Annotated in this window: 11 protein-coding genes; 6 read left to right on the top strand and 5 right to left on the bottom strand. The window is 64.8% G+C overall.

From position 1 onward, the window contains the following. Nucleotides 1–5 precede the first annotated feature (5 nt). Complete coding sequence (locus A5788_RS13760) at nucleotides 6–1,337, top strand: MFS transporter (protein WP_064870590.1); 1,332 nt, start codon at nucleotides 6–8, stop codon at nucleotides 1,335–1,337. 9 nt (nucleotides 1,338–1,346) lie between these two features. On the opposite strand, the gene bfr is transcribed toward A5788_RS13760, so the two are convergent. Together bfr and A5788_RS23560 are read right to left on the bottom strand one after the other, a co-directional pair. Further along, nucleotides 1,347–1,832, bottom strand: a complete 486-nt coding sequence (bfr, locus tag A5788_RS13755) for a bacterioferritin (RefSeq protein ID WP_049699585.1) — start codon at nucleotides 1,830–1,832, stop codon at nucleotides 1,347–1,349. A 95-nt stretch (nucleotides 1,833–1,927) separates the two neighbouring features. Continuing rightward, complete coding sequence (locus A5788_RS23560) at nucleotides 1,928–2,119, bottom strand: (2Fe-2S)-binding protein (RefSeq protein ID WP_005207883.1); 192 nt, start codon at nucleotides 2,117–2,119, stop codon at nucleotides 1,928–1,930. Between the two features lie 132 nt (nucleotides 2,120–2,251). Between A5788_RS23560 and A5788_RS13750 the strand changes: the two genes are divergently transcribed. From A5788_RS13750 to A5788_RS13740, 3 genes are all read left to right on the top strand, one after another. Continuing rightward, nucleotides 2,252–3,109, top strand: coding sequence for an exodeoxyribonuclease III (locus A5788_RS13750; RefSeq protein WP_442902906.1), 858 nt, complete (start codon nucleotides 2,252–2,254; stop codon nucleotides 3,107–3,109). A gap of 69 nt (nucleotides 3,110–3,178) precedes the next feature. Next, the gene (trpS, locus tag A5788_RS13745; RefSeq protein WP_064870578.1) at nucleotides 3,179–4,231 is read left to right on the top strand and encodes a tryptophan--tRNA ligase; all 1,053 of its coding nucleotides are present in this window, start codon (nucleotides 3,179–3,181) and stop codon (nucleotides 4,229–4,231) included. Nucleotides 4,232–4,300: 69 nt separating this feature from the next. Further along, nucleotides 4,301–5,356 (top strand): YhjD/YihY/BrkB family envelope integrity protein, encoded by a 1,056-nt coding sequence (locus tag A5788_RS13740; protein ID WP_064870577.1) that lies wholly within the window; start codon nucleotides 4,301–4,303, stop codon nucleotides 5,354–5,356. Between the two features lie 142 nt (nucleotides 5,357–5,498). Here A5788_RS13740 and A5788_RS13735 read toward each other — a convergent pair whose 3' ends face one another. The 3 genes from A5788_RS13735 to A5788_RS13725 all read right to left on the bottom strand — a co-directional run bounded on the left by A5788_RS13735 (nucleotide 5,499) and on the right by A5788_RS13725 (nucleotide 8,785). After that, nucleotides 5,499–6,863, bottom strand: coding sequence for a D-alanyl-D-alanine carboxypeptidase family protein (locus tag A5788_RS13735; RefSeq protein WP_156525525.1), 1,365 nt, complete (start codon nucleotides 6,861–6,863; stop codon nucleotides 5,499–5,501). A gap of 99 nt (nucleotides 6,864–6,962) precedes the next feature. Beyond that, entirely contained in the window at nucleotides 6,963–8,336 is a 1,374-nt protein-coding gene (locus tag A5788_RS13730; protein WP_064870576.1) for an aspartate aminotransferase family protein, read from the bottom strand. Then, entirely contained in the window at nucleotides 8,333–8,785 is a 453-nt protein-coding gene (locus A5788_RS13725) for an Lrp/AsnC family transcriptional regulator (protein ID WP_005174049.1), read from the bottom strand. Before A5788_RS13725 ends, A5788_RS13730 begins: the two co-directional genes overlap by 4 nt. 122 nt (nucleotides 8,786–8,907) lie before the next feature. Between A5788_RS13725 and A5788_RS13720 the strand changes: the two genes are divergently transcribed. Both A5788_RS13720 and A5788_RS13715 read left to right on the top strand, forming a co-directional pair. Beyond that, nucleotides 8,908–10,407: a gamma-aminobutyraldehyde dehydrogenase gene (locus A5788_RS13720; RefSeq protein WP_064870575.1), complete on the top strand. Its 1,500-nt coding sequence runs from the start codon at nucleotides 8,908–8,910 to the stop codon at nucleotides 10,405–10,407. After that, on the top strand, nucleotides 10,407–11,828 hold the full coding sequence (locus tag A5788_RS13715) for an NAD(P)/FAD-dependent oxidoreductase (protein WP_064870574.1): 1,422 nt from the start codon (nucleotides 10,407–10,409) through the stop codon (nucleotides 11,826–11,828). The genes A5788_RS13720 and A5788_RS13715 overlap by 1 nt, the downstream gene beginning before the upstream one ends. The last annotated feature ends 2 nt before the right edge of the window (nucleotides 11,829–11,830 follow it).

Genomic DNA, 11,830 nt, shown 5'->3' with positions numbered 1-11,830 from the left:
CGGGAATGTCCTCAACCACCACGACGGAGACGACTGGGCCCGGGACGAATGGACCCGGGACGAACAGGAATGTCGTCCACTCCGACGCCACTCGTCGGTTCGCCATGCTGGCGATGGCGCTGGGCGGTTTCGGGATCGGCACCACGGAGTTCGTCGCGATGGGCTTGTTGCCAAACATCGCGTCCTCGGTGCATGTCTCCGAGCCGACGGCGGGCTATGTTGTCTCGGCCTACGCACTCGGGGTGGTTGTCGGCGCGCCGCTCATCGCAGCGCTGACCGCGCGGATGTCTCGCCGCACGCTGTTGATCGCACTGATGGTCGCATTCACGGTCGGCAATGCCGCGACCGTGCTGGCGCCGAACTTCGGAACGCTCATGGTCGCGAGATTCGTGGCGGGACTCCCGCATGGCGCGTATTTCGGTGTCGCGGCCCTCGTCGCTGCGCACCTGGCCGGACCTCGCAACCGTGCCAAGGCGGTCGGTCTCGTTCTCCTCGGGTTGTCTGTCGCCAATGTCCTCGGTGTGCCGTTGGCGACCTGGCTCGGCGAAAGCCTCGGCTGGAGAGCAGCTTTCGTGGTCGTGGTGATCATCGGCATCGTGACGATCGGTGCGCTGTTCGTCACGTTGCCCGCACTCGACGACATGGCCGTCACCAATCCGATGACCGAACTCGGCGCCCTCACCAGGCCTCAGGTGTGGTTGACGCTGGCGATCGGCGTCGTCGGGTTCGGCGGCATGTTCGCGTTCTACACGTATCTCAACACGGCGCTGACAAGCCTCACGGGTATCTCGGTCGGATGGGTTCCGGTGGTGTTGATGGTCTTCGGCGTCGGCATGGTGGTCGGCAACCTGGTCGGCGGTGCCGCCGCTGATTCGAGCGTGCCGCGCGCAATTTTCGTGGGACTCGTCGCGACAGCGGTGGTGCTCGGATTGTTTGCCGCATTCGTCGCGTCGCCGTGGGCGGCCGTTCCGCTGACCTTCCTCGTCGGGGTCAGTGCGACGGCGATGGTGCCCGCACTGCAAACGCGTCTCATGGACGTGGCCGAAGACGCTCAGACGCTGGCCGCGGCGCTCAACCATTCAGCACTCAACATTGCGAACGCACTCGGTGCGTGGCTCGGTGGCGTGGTGATCGCCGCGGGATTCGGGTACCGAGCGCCGTCGGTCCTCGGGGCAGGACTCGCGGTTGCCGGCATCGTCGTACTGGGTGTGGCGTTGGCTGTTGCCCGACGCTCGGCTGCCCGGCACACAGCCACATCGACAACAGCCACATCGACAACAACCACATCAACAACAGCGACCCCGACACCTGCTGGTGCCGGGGCCGAGTCGGAGTGAGTGGCTGGTTCAGCCCACGTCGGGGGGCGTAGCGATCGTCTTCGACAGGTAGAGCGGCTCACCGAGCTTCTCGATCAGCTCGAGCTGCGTCTCCAGATAGTCGATGTGGTGCTCCTCGTCCTTGAGGATCTCCTCGAAGATCTTGGCTGTCGTGATGTCCTGCTTCTCGCGGCACAGCACGATGCCCGGCTTCAGGCGGTTGACCACCTCGATCTCGATCGCGAGGTCGGACTCGAACTGCTCACGGAGAGTCTGGCCGATGCGGAGCGGCAGCAGCTTCTGATAGTTGGGCAGACCTTCCAGGAAGAGGATGCGATCGGTGAGGATCTCCGCGTGGGTCATCTCTTCGATCGATTCGGCCCTCGTCTTCGAGGCGAGTTCGGTCAAGCCCCAGTTGTCCTGCATTTTCGAGTGCAGGAAGTACTGGTTGATGGCGGTGAGTTCACTGGTCAACTGCTCGTTGAGTAGAGCGATGACCTCATCGTCTCCACGCATGGCATACCTCCGGTTCGGACTGATTGTGACAGTGAACCTAGCACGCCAAAAGGCCCCGTGGGGAATATCCGCACGGGGTGTTTCTGCAGGTCAGGCTAGGCTGCGCTAGTTGTGGCGACCCTTCCTGCGGTGCGCGAGGCGACGATCTGGGTGAGTCGTTCGATGCAGGTTCCGCAGCCTTCGCCTGCGCCGCAGCGCTCACTGACGGCGTCGGGAGTTCTGGCTCCGGCGTCGCAGTGCTCGTGGACCTCGTCCACCGTGACGGCCCGGCAAATACACACGAACATCTCGCACCTCGCATTCTGTTAGGCAAGGTTTACATAAAACCTTGACGATCGCAAGGTTTGCCTTACCTTTTGGACTCGGTCCGGATTGGCAGGCAACGGGGTCCGCGGCGTCGTTGTCGGTGGCTCGCCGTAATGTGGCGAACCGTGCCAACTGCGATCACCACCGTGAATGTGAACGGCGTCCGAGCGGCCACCAAGGTGCGCTCGGAGAACAATCCCGGATTCGTTCCGTGGCTGCGCTCAGCCGGAACCGACGTCGTCCTCCTGCAGGAGATCCGCGCCAACGAAGAGCAAGCCAGGGAAGTCCTCGAACCCCTGCTCGACGACGGATGGCACCTGTCGATGACGGAGTCGGTCGTCAAGGGACACGCGGGCGTCGGGGTGCTCAGCAAAGTCGAGCCGACGGCAGTGCGCGTCGGATTCTCCAGCGACGAATTCGATTCCACGGGAAGGTATCTCGAAGCAGACCTCGATACCGAGGGTGGAGCCGTCACCGTCGCAAGCCTCTATCTGCCCAAGGGTGCCGCAGCCCCGACGGCCGGCTCGTCGGAGAAGGACGCGGAGAAGTTCGCCGAGAAGAAGCGATTCCTCGACGGCTTCAGTGCGCACCTCGCCTCGTTGGCACGGAAACGACGTCCGGTGGTGATCGGCGGTGATTGGAACATCGCGCACTCCGAGCACGACATCAAGAACTGGAAAGGCAACCTGCGCAGCCCGGGGTTCCTCCCGCACGAGCGGGAGTGGGTCGGTGGATTGCTGGAGTCAGGATGGTCTGACGTGATGCGTGAGCTCCACCCCGACACCGACGGGCCGTACTCGTGGTGGTCGTGGCGCGGAAAGGCGTTCGACAACGACTCCGGCTGGCGGATCGACTATCACCTCGCCAACAAGGCAATGGCGGTGCGCACCGTCAAAGCGTTCGTCGACCGCGCCGACACCTACGACCGCCGGTGGTCTGATCACGCGCCGGTCACCGTCGTGTTCGAGTGACCGCCAAGTAGCGCCCTGCAGATAGCACCTCCAAATAATGAAGTGCTGCCGTCTGAGAGACTGGAAACCATGAGCGACGTCGAGAAATCACCTGCGTCGGGTACGCGGCGGCGGGTGTTGTCGGGTATCCAACCGACCAGCGATTCCTTCCACCTCGGGAACTATCTGGGTGCGGTGCGTCAGTGGGTCGAGCTGCAGGACGAGTTCGACGCCTTCTACTTCATCCCGGACATGCACGCGCTGACCGTGCAGTTCGACCCGTCGGTGCTCGCCGACCGCACACGCATGTCGGTGGCACAGTTGCTCGCCGTCGGCGTCGATCCCGCTCGCTCGACCGTGTATGTCCAGTCGCATGTTCCCGAGATCGCGCAGCTCACCTGGGTTCTCAACTGCATCACCGGATTCGGCGAGGCGAGCCGGATGACGCAGTTCAAGGACAAGGCCGCCAAGCAGGGTGTCGAGTCGTCGAGCGTGGGGTTGTTCACCTATCCGATCCTGATGGCCGCCGACATCCTCGCGTTCCAGGTCGACCAGGTACCCGTCGGCGAAGACCAACGTCAGCACCTCGAGCTGACCCGGGATCTGGCGCAGCGATTCAACAAGCGTTTCGGCAAGGCGTTCACTGTGCCGCAGGCGTACATCGTCAAGGAGTTCGCGAAGATCTACGACCTGCAGAACCCGACGGCCAAGATGAGCAAGTCGGCCGAGACCGACAAGGGATTGATCAATCTTCTCGACGACCCGAAACGGTCCGCCAAGAAGATCCGGTCGGCGGTCACCGACACGGGCAGCGAGGTGGCGTTCGATCCCGAGAACAAGCCGGGAGTCTCGAATCTGCTCACCATCCAGTCGGCGTTGTCCGGGGTGGAAGTCGCCGATCTCGTCGCCAAGTACGAGGGCAAGGGATATGGCGACCTGAAGGTCGAGACAGCCCACGTCCTCAGCGACTTCGTGACCCCGCTGCGCGGACGCGTCGACGAGTATCTCGCCGATCCTGCCTACCTCGACGGCATCCTCGCCGACGGTGCAGCGCGAGCACGCTCGGTGGCGTCTGCGACGCTGCGCGATGTCTACGACAAGGTGGGGTTCCTGGCGCCGAGCGTGTCAGCTACCAAATCCTGACCCGCAGCACTCGCTTCCGGTAGACACGGTGAGTAGGGACTGCACCGACCGAAGGGGAAACGAGGGTCTATGGCTTCGGTGATCGATTCGGGCAAAGCGCTTGTCGTGCGCGGCAAGGACGAGTTCGAATCGGCCCGGGAGCGGTGGGGCTGGCTCGACCACATCTTGCGCACGGTGCAGCGATACAACGATCGTCGCGGCAACCTCTACGCCGCGAGTATCACCTTCACCGGAATCCTCTCGATCGTGCCGATCATCATGGTCGCCTTCTCGATCGGCGGTTTTGTCCTCGCGGCCCACCCGGAGTGGCTCGACAGCATCAAGGACCAGATCGTCAAGGCCATGCCCGGCGAACTCGGCACGACGCTCGAGAGCGCGATCGACTCGGCCATCGAATCACGCGCGACCGTCGGCATCATCGGTCTGATCGGTGCGGGCCTGACCGGTATCGGGTGGATCTCCGGCGTGCGCGTGGGAATGACCGAGATGTTCGGCGGCAGGGTCAACCGCAATGCGGTCAAGTCGAAGATCAGCGACCTCGTGATCTTCGTGTTGCTGGGTCTCGCCTTCCTGTTCACGCTCGGCCTCACCGCCCTGGGCAACAGCGGGTTGATCAACAAGATCCTCGAGTGGGCGCACGTCGACGGCTTCAGCGGCTCGACTGTCGTGGTGCGGGCTGTGGCCATCGTGGTATCCCTTGTCGCGACCTGGCTGCTCTTCGTGTTCATCTTTGCCCGACTTCCCTTGCATCCGTTGCCGTTTCGCAACGTGCTCAAGGCGGCGCTGCTCACCGCGATCATCTTCGAGATCCTCAAGTCTGTCGCGGGCATCTACCTGAAATCGGTGCTCGGCAGCCCGGCGGGCGCGGCGTTCGGACCACTGCTGGGCATCATGGTCTTCGGCTACCTGGCCTCGCGAATCGTTCTGTACGCCACGGCGTGGTGTGCCACGGACAGTGCCAATGAGCCCTACCAGGTAGTCGATCCCACCGAACAGCCCGAGCCGCCGACCGTCGTCGTGCGTCCGGTCTACGAGGTGGATCCTGTGCCGAAGGCCGGACCGTTGGCCGTGGCGGCGGCGATCGGCGCCGCGGTGGCTCTCGTGACGCGGTCCTGGCGACGCTGACCCGACGAGTGCCCTGTTGCGTAGCTACACGCTCACCCGTTTCCTTCCGGCTTATGGAATTCAATAAGCCGGAAGGAAATGGGTGAGCGGGACTCCGTCGATCTCGACGGCCTGAGGTGCGCCCGCGGGACCCGCGAGCCGGTCAGCGGCGTCGGATCAAGCGAAGCGCAAGCAGTAGCAGGAGCAGCGCCGCCAGCAGCCCCACGAGTCCGACGAGGATCCGCACCGACCATCCAGACGTCGACTCCTGATGAGCCGCGCCCTGGGGAGTCGACGCTGCGGCTTCGGTCGTCGCAACCGCGACGTGGGCGTCGTCAGAGGTGGTCGCGTGGTCGTCTGAGGTCGATACGAGTTCGCCCACCTTCGCCTCGCGTGGAGCGTGCGCACCGTAGGCGACGAGCGAGCGTGCCTGATCCCAGTAGTTGTCGTCGGCGGTCGACAAGCCGTACATCTGAACCACCAGAACGGTACGACCGTCCTTCTTGACCGCTCCGACGAACGTCTTCTGCGCGTCGTCGGTATAGCCGGTCTTGCCGCCGAGGACACCCGGATCGCCGTCGAGCAGAAGATGATTCGACGTCTGCATCAGGTAGCCGGGGTGGTCGACGTCGCCGGGAACGTCGGGTCGTTTCGGGTACCCGGGGAACGGGTGGTTCGGCATGGCGATGATCTCGCGGAACGTCGAGTTCTGCATGGCGGCACGGAAGATCACCGCGAGGTCGTATGGAGATGTCGACATTCCGGCGGAGTCGAGACCAGACGGGGTCGACGCCCTGGTGTCATACGCCTGCAGCGAGTGGGCCAGCTGGTTCATCTTGGTCAGCGTTGCGTCGACGCCGCCGAGGTCTCGCGCGATGACGTGGGCGCAGTCGTTTCCGGACACCATGAGGAGCCCGATCATCATGTCGCGCATGGTGTATTTGCCGCCCGGCCCCATCCCGCAGGAGTCGCCCTCGGCGCTCCAGTCGTCTGCCGTCGCGGTGACCGGTTTGTCGAGCGAGATCCCCGAGCGCAGTGCGGTGAGCGCGAGCAGGATCTTGATGGTCGACGCCGGGCGGTACCGACCGTGCGGGTCTTTGGCCGCGATCACAGCGCCGCTGTCGAGATCGGCGACCAGCCAGGCCGCCGACGTCAGCCGCTCCGGCACACGACCCGCCGACGAGTCTGCGACGACGCCGCACCCACCCAACGCTTCGCCGCCGACGGGTGGGTTGTGCACCGGCAGTGGGGCTGGTGTCGTCGAGCCTGGAGCCACGACTTCCGACTCGTCGACAGCGGCAGGCGGCGAGATCCGATGCGGGCAGTGGTCGGTGTCAGGCGAGGTGTCCTGAGACTGTGCCTGCGTCGGCGCCGCCCACGCGGGGGATGCGACGAGGCCCGGACCGATCCCGGCCACAGCGACGATCGCGACCACAGTGGAAATCCTCGCCACAGCGACGATCAGCGCGACCACGCGGCGGACGACGAAGTCTGTGGCGAAGGGCGCGATGGCGCGAGTAGGACGCATATCGCACAGGAGGCTACAGCGACTCACGCCATAGCGGTAGCGCGCCGGCGGAACTGCTTGTCCGCCGACGCGCCCGTCGTTGCTCAGTCCTGGAGAACCTCAGAGGAGTGCGTACGCCTCGGTGAGAACGCCACGCAGGATCTGCTCGATCTCGTCGAACTCCGCCTGGCCGCAGATGAGCGGCGGCGCGAGCTGGATGACCGGATCGCCGCGATCGTCGGCGCGACAATAGAGACCGGCGTCGAACAGTGCGGTCGACAGGAATCCACGCAGGATGCGCTCGGACTCGGCCTCGGTGAACGTCTCCTTGGTGGCCTTGTCCTTGACCAGCTCGATGCCGTAGAAGAACCCCTCGCCGCGCACGTCGCCGACAATCGGGAGGTCGTGGAGCTTCTCGAGTGTCGATCGGAACGCGGGCGCGGTCGTCTTCACATGGTCGTTGAGTCCCTCGCGCTCAAAGATGTCGAGGTTGGCCAACGCGACCGCCGCCGACACGGGGTGACCGCCGAAGGTGTAGCCGTGCGCGAAGGTCGTCGTGTTGTCGTTGAACGGCTCGAAGAGTCGCTCACTGGCGATCATCGCGCCGATCGGGGAGTAGCCCGAGGTCATGCCCTTGGCACAGGTGATGATGTCGGGCTGATAGCCGAAGTCCTCGCAGGCGAACATCGAACCGATGCGGCCGAAAGCGCAGATCACCTCATCGGACACCAGCAGGACGTCGTACTCGTCGCAGATCTCGCGGACACGTTCGAAGTATCCGGGCGGCGGCGGGAAGCAGCCGCCCGCGTTCTGGACCGGTTCGAGGAACACTGCTGCGACGGTGTCGGGACCCTCGAACTCGATGGCCTCGGCAATGCGGTCGGCTGCCCAGCGGCCGAACTTCTTGGGGTCGGCCGCCAGCTCCTCGTCGGGAGCGCGGTAGATGTTGGTGTTCGGCGCGCGGAACCCTCCGGGGGTCAACGGTTCGAACATCTTCTTGAGGTCGGGGATGCCGGTGATGGCCAGGGCGCCCTGCGGAGTGCCGTGGTAGGCGATCGAACGCGAGATCACCTTGTGCTTCATCGGTTTTCCGGTCAGCTTGAAGTACTGCTTGGCCAGTTTCCACGCGCTTTCGACGGCCTCGCCGCCGCCGCTGGTGAAGAAGACGCGGTTGAGGTCGCCGGGCGCGTTGGCCGCAAGTCGTTCGGCGAGCTCGATGGCAGGGGGAGTGGCGTAGGACCACAGCGGAAAGAACGCCAGTTCCTTGGCCTGCTTCGCCGCTGCCTCGGCGAGCTCGTCACGTCCGTGCCCGACCTGGACGACGAAGAGTCCCGCGAGTCCGTCGAGGTAGCTGCGTCCGCGATCGTCGAAGATGCGTGCCCCCTCGCCTCGTGTGATCACCGGTGGCGTGATCTCGTCGCCGTGACGGGAGAAGTGTCCCCATAGGTGCGCAGCGCTTCGCTGCCCGAGGGATTCGGTTACGGATGCGGTCATCGTGTACCCCAATTATATTGCTGTTTCACTAGTTTCAGATAAACGAGGGTCTCGGTCGAGTTCACCTCGGGGTGTGTTCGAACCCTGCGATTGATGATGTCGAGGAGGTGATCGTCGTCCTCGCAGACGACCTCGATCATGATGTCGTAGGTACCTGCTGTCAGTACCACGTAGTCGATTTCGGGATGCTCGGCCAGTTGCCGGGCCAATCGCTCCGTGTCGCCGGTGCAGCGGATGCCGACCATCGCCTGGCGAGAGAAGCCGAGCTTGAGTGGATCGGTCACCGCGACGATCTGCAGCAGGCCGCTCTCGCTGAGCTTCTGGACGCGGTTGCGCACAGCAGCTTCGGACAGGCCAACGGATTTGCCGATCGCCGCGTATGAACTCCGGCCGTCGGCCTGGAGTTCTTCGATGATCTTCTTCGCGATGGCGTCGAGGTGTGTCGACATTGGTTCGCCCACACGTCGATGGTGGCGGATTCAGCAGATATTGGCAACCGAAACCACGGTTTCGGTTGGAAATTGTTGCTCCAAGTCGTGAATCCGTTGTTTTGCCGGTATCGTGATCTGTCGTGTCAACCATCACGACAGTTCCCAGTGGTTGGGTCGACGGTGCTCCCTGCAGCGGATCGGGCCTCGACCACACTGTGATCGATCCCGCCACCGATGCCCCGGTAGCGAACCTCGTACTCGCCTCCGGCTCCGACGTTACCTCCGCGGTCGCACATGCCGCGCGCGCACAACACGATTGGGGTGGAGCCACCCCCGCTGAGCGGTCGGCGGTACTGCATGCCTTCGCGCGTCTGCTCGACGCGAACGCCGATCTGTTGGCGAGCGAGGAGGTCTCCCACACCGGCAAGGCGATCCGTCTCGCAACGGAATTCGACGTGCCGGGCAGCATCGACAACGTCGACTTCTTCGCCGGCGTCGCACGCAATCTCGACGGCAAGGCGAGCGCGGAGTACTCGGGCGAGCACACGTCGTCGATCCGACGTGAACCCGTCGGGGTCGTCGGGTCGATCACTCCGTGGAACTACCCCCTGCAAATGGCCGTGTGGAAAGTGTTGCCCGCGTTGGCCGCCGGGTGCTCAGTGGTACTCAAACCCGCTGAGATCACTCCGTTGACGACGCTGACACTCGCTCGCCTGGCAACCGAGGCGGGTGTGCCAGACGGCGTCTTCAACGTCCTCGTCGGCACCGGCGCAGATGTCGGTGCCGCAATCGCCGGACATCCCGACATCGACATCGTGACGTTCACCGGTTCGACGGCGGTCGGGCGCATGGTGATGTCGCAGGCCGCGGCACATGGCACGCGCGTACAACTCGAACTCGGAGGCAAGGCACCGTTCGTCGTGTTCGACGACGCCGACCTCGACGCCGCGATCCAGGGTGCCGTCGCCGGAGCGCTCATCAACGCCGGACAGGACTGCACGGCCGCGACACGAGCGATTGTCGCGCCGTCGCTCTACGACGACTTCGTGACCGGCGTCGCCGACGTCATGTCATCGGTGCGGGTCGGCGATCCACGCGACCCCGACACCGACATGGGCTCACTCATCTCCCACGCACACCGCGACAAGGTCGCGGCAATGGTCGAACGTGCCCGTGCCGCCGGCGCGCGTGTGGTGACCGGCGGGGTGCTGCCCGACGGTCCCGGCAGCTTCTACCCGCCCACGTTGATCGCCGACGTTGCGGAGGATTCCGAAATCTACCGCGACGAGGTATTCGGCCCCGTGCTGACGGTCTCGACCTTCACCGACGACGATGACGCGCTGCGCCGCGCGAACGACACCGTTTACGGACTCGCCGCATCGGTGTGGACGCGCGACGTCTACCGCGCGCAGCGGGCGAGCCGCGAGATCAAGGCCGGCTGCGTGTGGATCAACGACCACATCCCGATCATCAGCGAGATGCCGCACGGCGGTGTCGGCGCGTCGGGCTTCGGCAAGGACATGTCGACCTACTCGCTCGACGAGTACCTGACCGTCAAACACGTGATGAGTGATATCACCGGTGTTGCCCGAAAGCCTTGGCATCGAACGGTGTTCACGAATCCGGGAGAGGTTCGCTGATGAGCGAGTCATGGGCCACAGAGCCCACTGCGCGCGGGGCAGCACTGGTCTCCACCGCGCACGCGTCGTCGTATTGGCTCGATCGCGCGGATCGGCCTGCGCCGCGTCCGCGCGTGCTCGGTGAGGTGACCGCCGATCTCGTCATCGTCGGTGGGGGTTTCACCGGACTGTGGACCGCTGTGCAAGCGGCAGAACGCGATCCGGGGCGTCGGATCGTCCTCGTCGAGCGCGATCGGATCGCCGAGCACGCCAGCGGACGCAACGGCGGCTTCTGCTCGGCGAGCCTCACCCACGGCCTCGGTAACGGCATGGAACGCTTTGCCGACGAGCTGCCGACACTTCTGCGCCTCGGTCACGAGACCATCGACGCCATCGACGAGGCCATCCGCCGCCACGGCATCGCCGCCGACGCCGAGCGCACCGGCGAACTCGACTTTGCCAATTTCGATTGGCAGGCAGACGAATTGGCCGAGTACGCGGAGTCGGCGAAGGAACTCGGCGAAGACCTTCCGCTGCTGTCGGAGGAGCAGGCGCGCGAACGAGTCGACTCGCCGATGGTGGCGGGAGCGGTGTTCGATCCCGACGTCATCATGCTCGACCCCGCGCGATTGGCGTGGGGTCTTGCCGACGCCGCGGAACGTCTCGGCGTGCGGATCTTCGAGCAGTCGGAGGTGACGGGTATCAGCAGCGAGGGTGACGGGCTGCGGCTCAGTACCGGCTTCGGCGAGATCGTCGCCGACCGCGCAGTGCTCGCGACGTCGGCGAGCCCGTCGCTGGTGCGTCGACTGCGGCTCTACACGGTGCCGGTGTGGGATTACGCGATCATGACCGAACCGCTGTCGGAGGCGCAGCTCGCGTCGATCGGCTGGAAGGGCAGGGAGGGACTTGCCGACGCGGGGCCCCGGTTCCACTACTTTCGTCTGACGGCCGACAACCGGATTCTGTTCGGCGGCTGGGATGCGTTGTACCACTACCGATCCGACGATTCGCCGCGCCACCAGCAGGAGCCGCGTGAGTTCGCGCTACTGGGCGAGCACCTGCTCCAGATGTTTCCGCAACTCGAGGGCATCCGCGCCAGTCATGCGTGGGGTGGGGCCATCGACACGTGTTCGCGGTTCTGTGCGTTCTGGGACCGCTCGTATGGTGGACGCGTCGTCACCGCGGTGGGGTTCACCGGTCTCGGCGTCGGTGCGTCGCATTTTGCTGCCGCGACCGCACTCGACCTCGTCGACGGTGCCGACACCGAGCGCACGCGTCTGAACATGGTGCGCTCCAAGCCGATTCCGTTTCCGCCGGAACCCTTGCGTGCGTTCGGCATCAACATGACCCGACGCGAGCTGGCTCGCAGCGAGCGCCGCCAGGGCAAGCGCGGCCTGTGGTTGACCGTGATGGACAAGGTGGGGCTGGGCTTCGACAGCTGATG

This window comes from Gordonia sp. 852002-50816_SCH5313054-c, from assembly GCF_001665925.1.
Classification (GTDB): Bacteria; Actinomycetota; Actinomycetes; order Mycobacteriales; family Mycobacteriaceae; genus Gordonia; species Gordonia jacobaea.
The sequence above is the reverse complement of the archived record's forward strand: the minus strand, read 5'-3'. Positions and strand labels throughout refer to the sequence as shown.

Excerpts from the sequence above, each read along its gene's own strand:
- A5788_RS13750 (WP_442902906.1), top strand. The coding sequence starts at position 2,252 with ATGTGGCGAACCGTGCCAACTGCGATCACCACCGTGAATGTGAACGGC.
- A5788_RS13740 (WP_064870577.1), top strand. The coding sequence starts at position 4,301 with ATGGCTTCGGTGATCGATTCGGGCAAAGCGCTTGTCGTGCGCGGCAAG.
- trpS (WP_064870578.1), top strand. The coding sequence starts at position 3,179 with ATGAGCGACGTCGAGAAATCACCTGCGTCGGGTACGCGGCGGCGGGTG.
- A5788_RS13725 (WP_005174049.1), bottom strand. The coding sequence starts at position 8,785 with ATGTCGACACACCTCGACGCCATCGCGAAGAAGATCATCGAAGAACTC.
- A5788_RS13760 (WP_064870590.1), top strand. The coding sequence starts at position 6 with ATGTCCTCAACCACCACGACGGAGACGACTGGGCCCGGGACGAATGGA.
- bfr (WP_049699585.1), bottom strand. The coding sequence starts at position 1,832 with ATGCGTGGAGACGATGAGGTCATCGCTCTACTCAACGAGCAGTTGACC.
- A5788_RS13715 (WP_064870574.1), top strand. The coding sequence starts at position 10,407 with ATGAGCGAGTCATGGGCCACAGAGCCCACTGCGCGCGGGGCAGCACTG.
- A5788_RS13730 (WP_064870576.1), bottom strand. The coding sequence starts at position 8,336 with ATGACCGCATCCGTAACCGAATCCCTCGGGCAGCGAAGCGCTGCGCAC.
- A5788_RS13735 (WP_156525525.1), bottom strand. The coding sequence starts at position 6,863 with ATGCGTCCTACTCGCGCCATCGCGCCCTTCGCCACAGACTTCGTCGTC.
- A5788_RS23560 (WP_005207883.1), bottom strand. The coding sequence starts at position 2,119 with ATGTTCGTGTGTATTTGCCGGGCCGTCACGGTGGACGAGGTCCACGAG.